Consider the following 16779-nt stretch of genomic DNA (forward strand, 5'->3'; position numbering starts at 1 on the left):
ACCGTATATGATAAATAATTTTCCCCTAACTGTAAAGCGATCAATAGAACTCCTCGGATTGATGGCCGTAGTGACTGTGATGGTCATTGCAAAAGATATTATTATGCCCATGCTCATGGCATTTTTCATCAGCATTATGCTGCTTCCTGTATACCGTTTCCTGAAAAGAAAAAAGGTACCTGAAACTTTAGCTATTGTTTTACCTATCCTTCTGGTGGCCCTGTTTGTAGCCCTGATTGTATGGTTTTTCTCCAACCAGATTGGAATTTTGGCGAAAGATTTCCCGCAGATTAAAGCCAATGTAACACAGCACATCAATTCGTTAAGCGATTGGGTGAGCAGAATCACGCACTATAATGATAAACAGCAAAAGGCTTTTATTCAGGATAAAAGCGATGACCTGATGAACATGGGTACCTCTTTGGCAGGTGGTGCAGCTGTTACCTTAAGTGGGGTCTTTGTTTTCATCGGGCTATTGCCGATTTATATTTATTTAATGCTTTTTTACAAGGATATTTTACTGAGATTTATTTTCATGTGGTTCAAAAATGATGACCACCCTAAAGTGAAGGAAGCCATTTATGAAACGGAATCCATCATCAAGAGTTACCTGATCGGGCTATTGATCCAGATTACCTATATGACCGTATTATTGGGCGGAATATTAATGTTGATCGGTATTAAGCACGCTTTGTTAATCGGGGTAATATTTGCCATTCTGAACCTGATCCCATATGTGGGTGCCTTGCTCGGAAACCTGATTGGTGTATTGTTAACGCTGACTTCATCTCAGGAATTATGGCCGGTTATCACGGTCTTAGGTGTTATTGCTTTTGTTCAGTTCCTTGATAATAATATCCTGATGCCAAGAATTGTAGGATCGAAAGTAAAGATCAATGCACTCTTTGCCATTCTCGGGGTATTTATCGGTGGAAGCATTGCCGGCGTGTCCGGAATGTTCCTCGCACTCCCGATTGTAGCGGTATTGAAAATCGTGTTCGACCGTACCGAATCTTTCAAACAATGGGGTGTACTATTAGGTGATGAACGCCCTTCGAGAAGCCCGATGACATTCCCTGCTTTTAGAAAAAAGAAAAATATAGAAACCCGGTCCGGTACAGAAAAATAACATCCTTTATGATAACTTTATGAAAAAAATAAGCCTGATCATCGCGTGCTGCAGCATTTTATTTTCTGCCTGTAACAGCGACAAAAAGAAAGAAGCGGCCGGCGGCCAGCAAGACACCACATTGGTGCCTGAAGCCGCAGTGCAGAAAAAGACCGATCCTATTACAGGAAAATTATCGGTAATTGGTGAACCTAAACTTGGCGGACCGATAAATATGCGTTTTTCAGTGTACAATAACTCGGATACTGTTGCCAAATTTTGCATCTGGCATACACCTTTTGAAAAATTATCCAGTAAATACCTGGATGTGAACTTAGAAGACTATACTCCTGTTGATTATAAGGGTGCCATGGCAAAACGAATGATGCCACCACCGGCAGACAGTTACCGGAAATTAAATGCCGGCGACAGTACCAGTGCAGATTTTAACCTGGCAGATGCTTATCACATCACCAAAGCCGGAAATTATACCATTAAATACAATTCAGCTACTGTGAGTGGAATTGTAATGACTGACAGTTTAAAAATTTATGTAGGACATTAACCTGATTTTATTGAATGCAATCAAAAAGCATCGTTGTTGAATACTAGCGGTGCTTTTTGATTTAGCGTTTAGCTATCGCACCCTTGATCTTTCGTTCTTCCAGGTAAAAGTGCCACAATATCATGACGGCTATGGTTCGGTAGGGCTTCCACTGTGTGGCTATAGCAGAAAGTTCCTCCTTACTCGTATCTTTTGGTAAGTTCTTCAGGTTTTTAAGGGCATTCACGGCAGCAAGGTCACCCAATGGAAAAATATCACTATGGTGTAAGATAAATAATAAGTAAATATCTACTGTCCAATCTCCCACACCCTTCACCCTTTTAAGCTGCAGTCGGATTTCATCTGCAGAAAGTGATGCCAATATCGCTAAGGAGAGTTCTCCGTTAATGATCTTTTGTGCCAGATCCCGAACGTAAACGGTTTTCTGTCGACTGAAATAGCAAGCTTTGAGTTCTTCATCAGTAAGCCTGAGGAAGGCCACAGGATCGATTTCTCCGATTTTAGCCTTCAGTTTATTCAGGGCGGCAAGTGCCGATGCCAGTGAAACCTGTTGTTCCAGAATAATATGAACCAGTGATTCGAAAGTATTAGCCCTAGACCAGAATGGTGGATAGCCATATTTCATCAGAACATGATTAAGATCAGGATCTTGTGCCGCTAATGTATTGCAAAGCGCATGATAGTTGTCGATGTCAAAAACTTTAAATCCGGGCATTTACTTTAATAAAATATCATAAGCAAATCTCAGGATTGTTCCGAAAACAACGATGAGAAAAAAGACCCTAACAAACTTATTGCCTTTAAGTAAGGCCAAACGCGTGCCGAAATATGCACCTGACACGTTAAAAAGTGCCATGGGCAATGCATATTCGTAAAGGATATGTCCGGAATAACTGAAATAAATAATCGCCGCTAAATTGGTAGCCATATTTACAATCTTGGCATGTGCACTGGCACCGACAAAGTCAAATCCTAATGTAGCAATAAAAACCAAAATCAAAAAAGAGCCTGTACCCGGACCAATTAAACCATCGTAAAAGCCAATAACCAAGCCGAATAGCGCAGCCATGAATACCTGCTTTTTTACAGCATGATTTTTTTCCTGATGAATGCCAAATTGCTTATTGAAATAAGTGTAAAGCGCAACCATTATCAGCACGACCAGAATGACAGGCTTGATCACCGCATTATCAATACGGCTCACCAGAAAAGCACCGTAAAGCGCTGCAATAAATGCCATGATCGCACATATTGCCAATACTTTAAAATTGAATTTAACGTGTTTGGAATATTTGAAGGCCGCTAAGGTGGTACCAGCGAGGGAAGGAATTTTAGTGGTTCCTAATAAGGTGGCAACAGGATAATGTGGTAAAATGAGTAAGGTGGCAGGGGTTTGCAATAAGCCTCCGCCACCTACAATAGCATCTATAAAACCTGCGGCAAAAGCAACGAGGCAAAGTAAAATCAGTTCATTTATCAAGAAATATCTTTTTTTTGATCAACACCTTTATGTTCTGTTCTCCCTTTCTCTACTCCTTGTTATCTATTTTGCGATCTCCCGTTTTGCGATTCTTCACTTCCTATTCAGGATTCCCAATTCAATACTCGCCCTACATCCGCTCCGGTGAGGTAATGCCTAAAATAAGCATTCCGGCAAAAATCACATCGGCCGTTTTTTTGCAAAGGTTTAATCGGAACTGTTTGGTATCGCCCGCTTCCGTTTTTACAATCGGCGGAACATCATGGTAGAACTTATTGAAAAGTTTAGCCAACTCGTATAAGTAATTCGCTAAACTCGCCGGACTGTATGCTTTGGCTGCAATGGCAATTTCTGAAGGATATTTAGCCAGTTGTAAAATCATTTCCAGTTCTATAGGCAATAAATCGCCTGGTCTTAAATTGCTGATTTCAGACTGATATTCCGCTTTGCTCAATAAAGACTTAATCCTGGCATGTGTATATTGGATAAAAGGCCCGGTATTCCCCTGAAAGTCAATACTCTCTGCAGGATTAAACAACAAGCGTTTTTTGGGTTCTACCTTTAGCAAAAAGTATTTCAGTGCGCCTAAACCAATATTTTTATACAGTTCTGCCTTATCTTCTTCCGGAAAATCACTGGTTTTACCCAGTTCTTCTGTTTTTTCACGGGCTGTGGTAATCATACTCTCAATTAACTCATCTGCATCCACCACTGTTCCTTCCCGGCTTTTCATCTTTCCGTTTGGCAAATCCACCATCCCGTAAGATAAATGGTATAAACCCTTCGCCCAGCTTTTCCCTAATTTTTCGAGAATTAAAAACAATACTTTAAAATGGTAATCCTGCTCATTCCCCACCACATAAATCGACTCATCCATATTGAAATCGTCATGCTTCATTTCGGCAGTACCTAAATCCTGGGTGATGTAAACTGAAGTGCCGTCAGCACGCAAGACCAGTTTTTCATCCAGGCCGTCTGCAGTTAAATCAATCCAAACCGAACCATCTTCTTTTTTAAAGAAAACACCTTTCGCCAGGCCTTCATCAACTGTATCTTTACCCAACAAATACGTGTTACTTTCATAATAGAACTTATCAAAATCAACGCCCAGGTTTTGATAAGTGACATTAAAGCCGGCATAAACCCACTCATTCATGGTTTTCCAGAGTGAAACGACAGCCTCATCCCCCTGCTCCCAGGCCAGCAACATTCGCTGCGCTTCTTTAATTAAAGGCGCATTTTTCTTTGCTACTTCTTCGGTTTCGCCTTCAGCCTTTAAAGCTTCGATTTCCTTTTTAAACTCCTGATCAAAAATCACATAGTATTTGCCCACCAGGTGATCACCTTTTAAGCCTGAACTTTCTGGTGTTTCACCATTGCCCCATTTTTGCCAGGCCAGCATTGATTTACAGATGTGAATTCCACGGTCATTGACCAGGTTAACTTTTACCACATCATAACCATAAGCCTTGAGTAATTCAGAAACTGAATAACCCAATAAATTATTACGTACATGCCCCAGGTGAAGTGGTTTATTGGTATTTGGCGAAGAATACTCCACCATTACTTTTTTCCCATTCGACGGAAATACACCAAAATCAGCCGCTAAAATTTCTTCATTAAACTGGTTTAAAAAATAGCTTTCTGCAATACTTAAATTTAGAAAGCCTTTAACCACATTGAATGTAGTGACATTTTCAACATTAGTTACTAGATATTCGCCAATTTCATTAGCCGTTTGCTCCGGCGATTTTTTAGAAAGTTTGGTTATCGGAAAAACCACAATCGTAACCTGTCCTTCAAATTCTTTACGCGTTTCCTGTATATTGATCACACTTTCAGCAACTTCTTCCTGATAAAGTGCAAGAATAGCTTTCTGTGTTTCGGTAATAATAAAATTCATGGCGTAAAAATAAGAAAAAAGTCCGAAGTCGGGAGTGAGAAGTCTGAAGTTCAATTGCAGATTAAATTGTCGCGGAGAGACCCAGACAGAAACACCCGGGCGATTAAAATAAAGCTAAAGCGAGCCATCATCCTGATACCCGATACTTACTACTTGATACTGCTCTAAAACTTGATACTATTCTAAAATTAAATAGATTTGCAATAACTAACTTATTTTATGAGCGAGCAGCATCTGAATTTTAAAGTAAATGTAACTACCGAAATCGGTCGGTTACGCAAATTATTAATCCATAGTCCGGATAGTGGCCTTGGCAAAGTGGTGCCTTCAAAAGCACAAGACTGGCTTTTTGAAGATATTGTACACCTGGATACCATCCGTAAGGGTGAATACGACTACTATATTAAGCTATTGATGTACTTCCTTGATCCTGAAAAAATCAAAGGAAAACTCGCCCAGATTGATTCGGAGGAAGGAAACCGAAATTTCTACAAGCCCAATCACGCTGATTTTCACCATTCAGACTCGGTAATAGAAATTCAGAACTTGCTGAGCGAAATGCTGGAAAATGAATCTATCCGTAAAAAATTAGTTGCTGCTGTATGTGCCATTGAAGGATGTACGTATAAAGTTCAGATCGAGTTGAGTAATACTGATCCCAAAGAACTTGCCGAAATTCTTATTTCGGGAACACTGGCCAATGATACCATGATTTTTGCACCTATTCCCAACTTAATTTTTACCAGGGATGTGGGTACTACCATTAACAATTACATTTTATTAAATAAGCCGGCAAAAAAGGCACGTGTTCGCGAAACGCTTTTAATGCGTTATATTTTCTTCAACCATCCACTGTTTACTGATTATCAGAACAATGTATTGGAAATCCCGGATGTAACCATGCACTTCCTGCGTCCGGGTGATGAACCTGCGTTTAGCACCACTTTAGAAGGTGGAGATGTGATGATGGTGAGTCCGAACCATGTGTTAATTGGTTGCAGCGAAAGAACTTCAGAGCATGGCGCCAATGAAGCCATAAAATTATTATTCGACAATGATGTGGTAGAGAAAGTGACGGTAGTTAAAATCCCGAGCAAGCGTGACTATATGCACCTGGATACGGTTTTTACGCAGGTTAAACGCAATACCTGGGTGATTTTAAATTCTATTGCCCATTCACCAAAATACAATCCTTACGAGCCGATCAACTTCTTAAAGGAACCTGAAAAATCAGAAGCGACAACTGCCATTCAGTTTACCAAAGCTAATCCACAGGCACCCAAACATTTTGAGCACGTGGAAGCTTTGCTTAACGACATCAGTCAGAATGATTTAAAAAGCACGGAACCTACCAAAATCATTTATAGTGGAAATAACCAGTTTCCTTATGATTCAAGAGAGCAATGGACCGACTCCTGTAACCTCCTGGCCATTAAGGAAGGCGTGGTTTTGGGCTATGACAGAAATGATAAAACTGTTGAAGCATTTAAAGCTGCAGGATTTGATGTGATAGATGTGAAAGATCTGATTCAGGATTTGGAAAGTGGTAAGGCAAATGCAGAAACCATTACCGATACGTTAATTTTAATGCCATCGGCAGAACTATCCCGTGCCCGTGGAGGTTTTCATTGTATGAGTTTACCAATATGGAGAGATAATCTTTAAGATAAAGGAGCAAAGAGCGAGGATAAAGCAATAAGGCCAGAACGAAATGCTGGCTTCGCTTTGTCTATCAAAAGCAGCAAAGCAAATCGTTGTTCGCAGAGATACAAGCTTGAGCTTAGTACGATTTATAAAAAGTTTATTAGTGATTTGCTTTAACAATAAACTATTGACTAATGAACTGCTGAACCATTAACTATTGACTAATGAACCAAATAACCAAGCATCTTTTAATGATCCGACCGGTTGATTTCAAATTTAACGAGCAAACGGCAGGCAATAATAAATTTCAGGTAGCATCAGGCCAAAGTGATGTACAAAGTCTGGCTTTGAATGAATTTGATGGATTTGTGGATCTGTTGAGGAAAAACGACGTAGATGTTACTGTAGTTGACGACACTTTACAACCGGAAACACCTGATTCCATTTTCCCGAATAACTGGGTGTCTTTTCATGATGATGGTTCGGTATACCTCTACCCTATGTTTTCAGAAAACCGCAGACTGGAGCGTAGAAAGGAAATACTGGACGGATTGAAAGAGAAATTCGAAGTGAATCATGTGAGCGATTTAAGCTTTTATGAAACCCAATATGCCTTTTTAGAAGGTACAGGAAGCATGGTACTGGATCGCGTAAATAAAATAGCCTATGCCTGTTTAAGTGTACGTACCGACCAGGAAGTACTAGATAACTTCTGCCTGTTAACAGGATATGAATCCGTTTCTTTCCAGGCGGTTGACAGTACCAATTTTCCGATTTACCATACCAATGTGATGATGTGTATTGGAGATCAGTTTGCTGTAATTTGTTTAGATGCTATTCCAAATCAAGAAGAAAGATTAGCTGTTACCTTGAGCCTGAACAGCACAGGAAAACAAATAATTGAAATAACTTTAGATCAGATGAATCACTTCGCCGGCAATATGCTGCAAGTTGCTAACCAAAGCGGAGAAAGTTTATTGGTGATGTCCGAGCAAGCTTATTTATCTTTAACTGCAGATCAAATCAATATTTTAGAAAAATATGCCAGAATAATTTGCGCCCCACTTTATACCATCGAAAAAAATGGAGGCGGCAGTGCAAGGTGTATGCTGGCAGAGATTCACTTGCCCGAAAGGTAAAACTTTTTTGGAAATCAGGCAGCTTCAGGTCATTCCATCTAAACAAACTATATAACACGTTTTAAAAGACTTTATTATTTGCTCCTGCTGATTTCGGAGATTTACGCAGAGAAACCGCTCTCTTATCTGCGTAAATCTTGAATTTATGGGCTATTCTTTCCTTTGCATAGAACTTAACGTTCTTTGTGATCAAATTAATTCACGAATCACATTCACGATAGCTACGTCATTATTTATTCCGAATAGTTTTAGTATTTTCGCGAAAAATCTAATATCAATATGTCTTTAGTACAAGAATTACAAGCGCGATCAGGTAACAAATGTGAATTGTGCAATCAGGAAAATGCTTTAAACATTTACGAAGTGCCCCCAACGAGCAATGCAAATAGCGATAATAGCATTTTAGTTTGTAAAACCTGTCTGGATCAGATTGAAAAAACAGAGCAACTTGATGCCAATCACTGGAAAATACTAACTGAAACCATGTGGTCTGAGTTTCCTCCTGTACAGGTAATGGCCTGGAGGATGTTAAGCCGATTGAGAAATGAAGGCTGGGCATCAGATAGTTTAGATATCCTATATCTTGATGAAGAGACCCTGGAATGGGCAAAGAAAACAGGCGATCACGAATCAGATGGAACGGTAGCATTTCATCAGGACAGCAACGGTACCCGCTTACATGAAGGTGATACGGTGGTATTGGTTAAAACGCTGGATGTAAAGGGATCAACAATAAGTGCTAAATTAGGGACCGTAGTTAAAAATATTCGCCTGGTTCACGACAATACCGAACAAATTGAAGGTAAAGTAGAAGGCCAAACCATCGTCATTCTGACAAAATACCTGAGAAAGGGATAAATTTAATTGTTATGCTGAGCTTGTCGAAGAACATTCACAGAAAGGTGTTTCGACAAGCTGCATTTGACAGGATATATAATTTACCACACCGGTGGTGCATAGAAATTCTGCAGATTCTCACAATCATAGCCAAACCTGGTAATCAAAGATACGGCATCACCAATTTTGTCCACACTCGAATCTATTCTCAAAATTTTATCTGAATCTGATAGGTCTACACTCCAGGTAGCTCCTGAGAGTAAGTTATTTAAATGTTGAGCAATTTTATTTAACTCAACTCCTGTTTGAATATTGGTTTTAAAAATCGAGATCATAGCGCATTTTTTAATAATCTGTAAGGTTTTATTACATAAAGACGAATGAACTTTAAAATTACTTTAAAAATTTTTAGATTAAACATAAAGCTTTATTAACCAATATTTTAATTAAGACACTTAAATCAGATTTATCGTTTAATTGAATAATAACTATGCCCCCGTGGATATAATTGATTTGTGCAGCATAACAATAAAATCTGAGGTAATCATCCTGATCTGCGGGAAACCTGATTCCGGTGAGTATAAATGCTAAATTTGAGGTACTAAATATGTTCCCGCAGATATAATTGATTTACGCAGAACAATAAAATCTGCATTAATCATCCTCATTTGCGGGAAACCTGATTACGGTGAGTATAAATGCTAAATTTGAGGTTGCTAAATATACTCCCGCAGATATAACTGATTTGCGCAGAATAATAAAATCCGAGGTAATCATCCTGATCTACGAGAAACCTGATTACGGTGAGTATAAATGCTGATTTTAAGGGTACTAAATATACTCCCGAGGATATAATTTGATTTACGCAGAACAATAAAATCTGCGTTAATCATCCTCATTTGCGGGAAACCTGATTACGGTGAGTATAAATGCTAAATTTGAGGTTACTAAATATGTTCCCGCAGATATAATTGATTTACGCAGAACAATAAAATCTGCGGTAATCATCCTAATCCGCGGGAAACCTGATTACGATGAGTATAAATGCTAAATTTGAGGGTGCTCAATATACTCCCGCAGATATAATTGATTTACGCAGAACAATAAAATCTGTAGTAATGGAGACCTTCCTTTTCATTATAATTTAAACACATACTGCCTGTTCCTGTTTATAAACATAATGTGAACATGTGTTGAGAAAAACTATTGCGTTGCTCTACCGTAAAAATATTTTCAATACCGATTAATTCTCGATTTAAAATTACATTTTTGCAAAAATTATTTAAAGTAAATGCAGAGTTACTCAGAATTTCTCGATCTAAGCGTTGGCTTTCCACAAGAAGGCTTTGATGTGATAGATGATGAATTATATTTTCAGGATTTAAACCTGATGGAAATGATTGAAACATACGGTACACCCCTGCGTTTCACGTACTTACCAATGGTAACTAAGAAAATTCAGCAAGCGAAGATTCTTTTCCAGACTGCCATTTTAAAGAACAATTACCGTGGTGATTACAAGTATTGCTATTGTACAAAAAGTTCACATTTCCGCCACATTGTTGAAGAAGCTTTGAAGAACAATATCCACCTGGAAACTTCTTCGGCTTTTGATATGCCTATGGTTGATGCTTTGGAGAAAAAAGGACACTTAACTAAGGATACGACGATCATTTGCAACGGATTTAAAACTTATCAGTATAAGCAATACATCATTGATATGCTGCATGACGGTTATAAAAACATCATTCCGGTGTTGGATAACAAAGAGGAATTTAACCTTTTTGATGATGAAGTAGATATTGATACACCTTGTAACCTGGGTATTCGTATAGCAGCTGAGGAGCAGCCTGATTCGCAATTTTATACTTCGCGCTTAGGTGTGCGTATGGAGGATATTATCGATTTCTACAACAATAAAATCGTTCATAACCCGAATTTTCGCGTTAAATTATTACACTTTTTCATCAACTCTGGCATTACCGATTCACCGTATTACTGGAATGAGTTGGAGAAATATGTCACGCTTTACTGCAAGTTCAAAAAGATCAATCCTGATTTAGACACTTTGGATATTGGTGGTGGCATGCCATTTAAAGACTCGTTGGTTTTCGATTTCGATTACGAATATATGGTAAACGAAATTGTTAAACGGATTAAAGAAATCTGCGCCATCCATGAAGTAATGGAGCCGGATATCATTACCGAATTCGGCAAATATACAGTCGCTGAAGCATCTGGTATTTTATATAAAGTTTTAGGCCGTAAGCAACAGAACGACCGTGAACGTTGGTTAATGCTGGATGGTTCTTTCATTACCAACCTGCCGGATGTTTGGGCATTAAATCAAAAATATATTCTTTTGCCCATCAACAACTGGGATGCAGAATACGAACGGGTGAATTTAGGTGGCATCACCTGCGATGGTCAGGATTATTACAACCAGGAAGCACATATGAACAGTGTGTTTATGCCAAAAACACGTAAAGTGCAATACTTAGGTTTCTTCCACACTGGTGCTTACCAGGAAGTGTTGAGTGGTTATGGCGGTATTCACCATTGCTTATTACCTAGTCCGAAACATGTACTGATTCGCAGAAACCGGGATGAAAGCTTCAATTTTGAAGTTTTTGGTGAGGAACAAAACAGTAAGCAGGTATTGAAGATTCTGGGTTACTAGATCAGTTGTCTCTTACGGATGATGCGCAACAGTTCTTAAATAAGAAAATCAAAAACTCGAGGTAAATGTGCTTCGAGTTTTTTTATTTACAAAGGATATTCTAATTTTATAAAATTGCCAGACTGGTAACTCAAAACTTTTAACCCATAACACATTATGCAATTCGGTAAAGTAGATGACCCATCAATTATAGATTTCACACTTCCTGCTGATGCGCCGGAAACGGAAGCTATCCTGAAAGCAAATAAAGCCAGGCAGGATTTCAAGGCATACGTAGGTTGTGCGAAATGGAATAAAGCAGACCTAAAAGGTTTTTATCCAAAGGGCACAAAAGACGAACTCACCTACTATTCTACTCAGTTTAATTCCATTGAATTAAACGCCACATTTTACGGAATGCCAAGTAGTGAACAGGTAATCACCTGGACGCAAAAAACTCCGGATGATTTTAAATTCTTTCCAAAACTAACCAATACCATTAGCCATTTTAAAAGGTTAATTAATGTGAAGGAGCCTGTAGCGCAATATTGCGATGCCATCAGTAATTTTGAAAATAAACTCGGAATGGCTTTTCTTCAGCTTCATGATAATTTTAAACCCAAAGACCTGGAGCGGCTGAAAATAGTGGTCAAGGAGTTTCCAAAAGTAATTCCGCTGGCTGTTGAGGTCAGAAATGCTGAATGGTTTTCCAATCCGGCTATTGGAAATGAGTTTGCCAAGTTATTTGAAGATAATAGCATTACGAATATTATTGTTGATACCGCCGGACGAAGAGATATGCTTCATATGCGCTTAACCACACCAACTGCTTTTATCCGGTTTGTTGGAGCCAATGATGATCATATTGATAAAAAACGCCTGGATGATTGGGTGGAAAGAATTGTAGAATGGAAGAAACAAGGTTTGGAAAACCTGTACTTTTTCGTTCACCAGAATGTAGAACTTTCCTCACCATTATTCTCAGCTTACTTTACTGAGCAGTTAAACAAAGCTGCAGGAACTGATCTTAAAATTCCGTTTATGGCCAATTCAAAACCCGCTACCTTATTCTAAATATACGAAGCATCTTGCAGCATAAAAACCTGCAAGACTTTTCTAGTTCACCAACTGCAGTTTCTCTCTTTTACAGGCGATGGCAATAGCCAGAATCAGCCCCAGAGCTACAATACATAAACTAACTGGAAAAAGATAATCCATGCCAAATCCAGTAGAAACAGTACCCAGTAAAGGTCCGGTGATACCTAAGGAAAGATCGATAAACAAGCCATAACTACCTAATGCTGAACCCTGACTGGATGCGGGAATTAAGCGAACCGCTTCTACTCCAAGTGCCGGAAACACCAGTGAAAACCCTAAGCCCGCAACACCGGCTCCAAAGAGCGTAATCACCGGATCTGCGGCCAGTGCAATAATACTCAAGCCGACCAATTCCATCGCCAGGCAGGCAATAGCAGTTTTCATCCCTCCATATTGATTAATTGCCCCTGCAAAGATCAACCTGCCTAAAACGAACATCACACTGAACAATGAAAGGCAAAGCACGGCACCTGTCCAGTGTAAATAATTATAATATAAGGTGATAAAAGTTGAAATGGCACCAAAGCCGACACCTCCTGCAGCCAGGCAAAGTCCGTATGGTGTTACTTTTTTAAGCACATGCAAAAAGGATTGTGGTGCCTCCTTGCTCGTTCCCATCAGGTTAATTTTACTATGGGCATAAATCAATCCTCCGATACCAATGAGGATGATAAAAACGGCAATGTAGACAATACCGAAAGTATTGCTGATAATCACACCAAGCGGCGCGCCTGCGGCAAGAGCGCCATAATTACCAATGCCATTATAACTGATTGCTTTTGCAGTGTGCTGACGACCTAATTTCAAGATAGCCCAGTTGATCGGGCTTGTACCAACCAGCCCTTCAGAAAAACCGGTTATTAAGCGCATCACCATCATTAAGCCTAAGCTGATCATCCGGAAATCCTGCAGGAAAGCCACCGCAAACAATATGATTCCACTTACGATAAAACCTGCCATGCTCATCATTACCGCAGGCTTCGGTCCGCTTTTATCTACTATTTTCCCTCCAAAACCACGGAACAAGAAAGTGGCTGCATATTGCAGGCTGATCACAATGCCTGCCACCATAGTATTGAATCCCAAAGGACCATGCAGATATTCAGGCAATACGGCTAGCGTAAGGCCAATGGTAAAATAGCCTAAAAAAGTAAAAGTAACATAACTAATAATGGTTAAGTTAATATTTTGCCTGGTCGTATTTTGGCTTTCAGCTTGCATAAAATGTGTATTGCAGCTGCAAATTTGTTTAAAATTATACAAATAATACTTATAAAAGATCAGGGATGACTTTCGGTAAAAACTTCGCTTGAAAAACACACTAATAAACTACCTAAATACGCTTATAGCTACTTTCTATGGCTATTGTTTCTGCTTCTCCGGGCATGATGTTATAGGCACTAAAAATGATTTCATCATCACTAATGATTTCGAGTGCTGTACGCCATCCAAATAACTGATCGCCATATTCAGGATTTCCCCACGAACCTAAGATCGAAAATCCCTTTTCTGTAGCCTCACCGGTTGCCTGCATCATCTGCGTCCCCATATGGAATGTGTCAATCCAGCTCAATGTAAATTTTTGGTAAGGAATGTCAAAGCCAATGATCATTTTGCCTGTTAATGGTTTCCCCCCTAAACTGCTTTGGTAATCATAAGAAATGAACCGACCATCTAAAATCGATGTAATTTCTGCAATTGAAGGAGATTCATCAGCTAAAACATCTTTTTCGAACCAGGTTTTTGAAGTTCCTTTCCAGTTGCCTGCTAAACTTTTAATCTTTTGGTGAGCGCCGTCCTCCATTGATTGCTCAAATTTACCTTTTGCCATACTCAAATTTAAAAAATATAATAGCATTATTTCTACGAGATGAATATAAAATTCAACCTGAAAATTGATAACTGAAAATTATTTTTCTATCTTGTTTTATGCTAAAAAACCTAGATTTAAGTCAGGTAATTGTACTAGACATAGAAACTGTTCCGCAATACCAATCTTATGAGGATGTTCCCGCCCATCTGCAGGAGCTTTGGGATCATAAAACCAGTCATCAGCGCAAACCTGAGCAAAGTGCCCATGAATTTTATGAGCGTGCCGGCATCTTAGCAGAATTCGGTAAAATAATTTGCATCAGTCTCGGGATTTTCAGTTTTCAAAACCAATCTTATTCCTTGCGGCTGAAGTCTTTTGCCGGCGATAACGAGAAGGAAATATTAAATCAATTTGCAGGCCTGATTGAAAAACAGTCACCTTCACTCCTCTTTTGTGCACACAATGGAAAAGAATTTGATTACCCCTATATCTGCAGGCGATTATTGATAAACGGACTGGAAATTCCGGCACATCTGGATATTTCAGGTAAAAAACCATGGGAAGTAAAGCACCTGGATACGATGGAAATGTGGAAATTCGGCGACTACAAGCATTATACCTCCTTAAGCTTGCTGGCTGCTATTCTGGATATTCCGACACCGAAAGATGATATTGACGGTAGCCAGGTGCGACAAGTATATTATGAAGAGAAAAATCTGGAGCGCATTGTAACCTATTGCCAGAAGGATGTTGTCACCACGGCCCAGGTATTGTTAAAATTTAAAGGCATGGATATAATTTCAGCAGAAAACATTACCATTGTAAACTGATGCTAAATGTTGAAAACTTAACGATCGATTTTTACAACCGGGATGAAAAGACCTGGTTCAAAGCTGTAAAAACTATTAATTTTAATGTTAAGAAGGGAACGGTTTTAGGAATTGTGGGTGAATCAGGCTCTGGAAAATCCGTTACTTCATTTTCCATTATGCGCCTGCATGACGAACGTACAGCCCATATCTCCGGGAAAATAGATTTTGAAGACATCAGCCTGCTTCATTTAAGTTCGAATGAAATTCGCCAGATCAGAGGAAATCAGATTTCTATGATTTTCCAGGAACCGATGACTTCCCTGAACCCTGTATTTACCTGTGGAGAACAGGTAGCAGAAGCCATCATACTGCATCAAAAAGTAAATAAGCTCACCGCTAAGGAACGAACCATTAAACTGTTTAACGAAGTTCAGCTTCCACGCCCTGAAAAAATATTTGACAGTTATCCGCATCAAATCTCCGGTGGGCAAAAACAAAGGGTGATGATTGCAATGGCTTTGAGCTGCAATCCTAAATTGCTGATTGCAGATGAACCAACAACTGCACTGGATGTTACCGTTCAGAAGACCATCCTGCAGCTGCTTTTAAAACTAAAAGAAGAACGCGATATGGCCATGATTTTCATTTCGCATGATTTAGGCGTAGTTAATGAAATTGCAGATGAAGTAGCTGTTATGTATAAAGGCGAAATTGTGGAGCAGGGCCCTGCCAAAACGATTTTCGAACATCCACAGCACCCATATACAAAAGGATTGCTGGCTTGCCGTCCATCACCTGCCCTGCAGTTAAAAAAACTTCCTGTAGTTGCTGATTTCCTCACCGGAAAAACAGCGGATTTAAATACACATTTGCAGGTATCTAATCAATTAACGGATGAGGAAATTGCATCCAGAAGAGCACTACTTTATGCCAGCCAACCTTTACTCGAGGTAAAAGAACTGTCTACCTGGTATCCGATTTACAATGGATTGTTTGGCAAAGTTACTGATTATGTAAAGGCTGTAGATAAAATCAGTTTCCAGGTTTTTCCAGGAGAAACCCTAGGCCTGGTTGGCGAATCTGGTTGCGGCAAAACCACACTGGGCCGAACAATTTTAAGGTTAATTCAGCCAACATCCGGTAGCATTAGCTTTAATGGGTTGGATATTACGAATATCAGCAAATCTGAATTACGGAAACTGAGAAAAGACATTCAGATCATTTTTCAAGATCCTTACGCCTCATTGAACCCAAAACTCAGCATTGGACAGTCTATAATGGAACCTTTACAGGTTCATCAGCTTTACCGGAATGACACGGAAAGGAAACAAAAAGTGATGGACTTATTGGCTAAAGTTGGCCTGAAACCTGAACACTTTAACCGCTATCCACATGAATTTAGTGGAGGTCAGCGACAGCGTGTAGTCATCGCCAGAGCACTGGCACTGGAACCTAAATTTATTGTTTGTGATGAATCTGTTTCTGCACTGGATGTTTCGGTACAGGCACAGGTGTTAAATTTAATCAGAGACCTGCAACATGAATTCGGGTTGACCTATATTTTCATTTCTCATGATCTGGCTGTGGTTAAACACATCTCCGACCGCATTCTGGTGATGAATAAAGGCAAAATTGAAGAAGAAGGATTTCCTGAACAAATTTTCCATGCACCAAAAGCAGTTTATACCCGAAAATTAATAGAAGCCATCCCAGGAAGTTAA

Annotated in this window: 15 protein-coding genes; 9 read left to right on the forward strand and 6 right to left on the reverse strand. The window is 39.3% G+C overall.

Annotated features, from left to right (window positions below):
- The first annotated feature begins 10 nt into the window (after window positions 1-10).
- Entirely contained in the window at window positions 11-1129 is a 1119-nt protein-coding gene (locus CBW18_RS06230) for an AI-2E family transporter (protein ID WP_216359221.1), read from the forward strand.
- Window positions 1130-1148: 19 nt separating this feature from the next.
- Window positions 1149-1673, forward strand: coding sequence for a protease (locus CBW18_RS06235; protein ID WP_088300454.1), 525 nt, complete (start codon window positions 1149-1151; stop codon window positions 1671-1673).
- A gap of 61 nt (window positions 1674-1734) precedes the next feature.
- On the opposite strand, the gene CBW18_RS06240 is transcribed toward CBW18_RS06235, so the two are convergent.
- The 3 genes from CBW18_RS06240 to argS all read right to left on the reverse strand — a co-directional run bounded on the left by CBW18_RS06240 (window position 1735) and on the right by argS (window position 5056).
- Entirely contained in the window at window positions 1735-2388 is a 654-nt protein-coding gene (locus tag CBW18_RS06240) for a DNA-3-methyladenine glycosylase (protein WP_088300455.1), read from the reverse strand.
- Window positions 2389-3153, reverse strand: a complete 765-nt coding sequence (locus tag CBW18_RS06245) for a TSUP family transporter (RefSeq protein WP_088300456.1) — start codon at window positions 3151-3153, stop codon at window positions 2389-2391. It abuts the gene before it with no gap.
- A 130-nt stretch (window positions 3154-3283) separates the two neighbouring features.
- Complete coding sequence (gene argS / locus CBW18_RS06250; RefSeq protein WP_088300457.1) at window positions 3284-5056, reverse strand: arginine--tRNA ligase; 1773 nt, start codon at window positions 5054-5056, stop codon at window positions 3284-3286.
- Window positions 5057-5275: 219 nt separating this feature from the next.
- On the opposite strand from argS, the gene CBW18_RS06255 reads away from it, so the two are divergent.
- The 3 genes from CBW18_RS06255 (at window position 5276) to CBW18_RS06265 (ending at window position 8697) form a co-directional block, all read left to right on the forward strand.
- Window positions 5276-6721, forward strand: coding sequence for an arginine deiminase family protein (locus CBW18_RS06255; protein ID WP_088300458.1), 1446 nt, complete (start codon window positions 5276-5278; stop codon window positions 6719-6721).
- A 203-nt stretch (window positions 6722-6924) separates the two neighbouring features.
- Window positions 6925-7839, forward strand: a complete 915-nt coding sequence (gene ctlX, locus CBW18_RS06260; protein WP_088300459.1) for a citrulline utilization hydrolase CtlX — start codon at window positions 6925-6927, stop codon at window positions 7837-7839.
- Between the two features lie 279 nt (window positions 7840-8118).
- A complete protein-coding gene (locus tag CBW18_RS06265; RefSeq protein WP_088300460.1) occupies window positions 8119-8697 on the forward strand; it encodes an alkylphosphonate utilization protein in 579 nt (192 codons plus the stop codon).
- 80 nt (window positions 8698-8777) lie between these two features.
- Here CBW18_RS06265 and CBW18_RS06270 read toward each other — a convergent pair whose 3' ends face one another.
- On the reverse strand, window positions 8778-9011 hold the full coding sequence (locus CBW18_RS06270) for a hypothetical protein (RefSeq protein WP_088300461.1): 234 nt from the start codon (window positions 9009-9011) through the stop codon (window positions 8778-8780).
- Window positions 9012-9967: 956 nt separating this feature from the next.
- Between CBW18_RS06270 and CBW18_RS06275 the strand changes: the two genes are divergently transcribed.
- Both CBW18_RS06275 and CBW18_RS06280 read left to right on the forward strand, forming a co-directional pair.
- Entirely contained in the window at window positions 9968-11356 is a 1389-nt protein-coding gene (locus CBW18_RS06275) for an arginine decarboxylase (RefSeq protein WP_088300462.1), read from the forward strand.
- A 156-nt stretch (window positions 11357-11512) separates the two neighbouring features.
- The gene (locus tag CBW18_RS06280) at window positions 11513-12409 is read left to right on the forward strand and encodes a DUF72 domain-containing protein (protein WP_088300463.1); all 897 of its coding nucleotides are present in this window, start codon (window positions 11513-11515) and stop codon (window positions 12407-12409) included.
- A 42-nt stretch (window positions 12410-12451) separates the two neighbouring features.
- On the opposite strand, the gene CBW18_RS06285 is transcribed toward CBW18_RS06280, so the two are convergent.
- A complete protein-coding gene (locus CBW18_RS06285) occupies window positions 12452-13654 on the reverse strand; it encodes an MFS transporter (protein WP_088300464.1) in 1203 nt (400 codons plus the stop codon).
- 112 nt (window positions 13655-13766) lie between these two features.
- Entirely contained in the window at window positions 13767-14264 is a 498-nt protein-coding gene (locus tag CBW18_RS06290) for a DUF1579 domain-containing protein (RefSeq protein ID WP_088301303.1), read from the reverse strand.
- A 98-nt stretch (window positions 14265-14362) separates the two neighbouring features.
- Between CBW18_RS06290 and CBW18_RS06295 the strand changes: the two genes are divergently transcribed.
- Together CBW18_RS06295 and CBW18_RS06300 are read left to right on the forward strand one after the other, a co-directional pair.
- A complete protein-coding gene (locus CBW18_RS06295) occupies window positions 14363-15076 on the forward strand; it encodes a 3'-5' exonuclease (protein WP_088300465.1) in 714 nt (237 codons plus the stop codon).
- Window positions 15076-16779: an ABC transporter ATP-binding protein gene (locus CBW18_RS06300; RefSeq protein ID WP_088300466.1), complete on the forward strand. Its 1704-nt coding sequence runs from the start codon at window positions 15076-15078 to the stop codon at window positions 16777-16779. Before CBW18_RS06295 ends, CBW18_RS06300 begins: the two co-directional genes overlap by 1 nt.

The sequence above is a fragment of the Pedobacter sp. AJM genome (genome assembly GCF_002197755.1).
GTDB lineage: Bacteria > Bacteroidota > Bacteroidia > Sphingobacteriales > Sphingobacteriaceae > Pedobacter.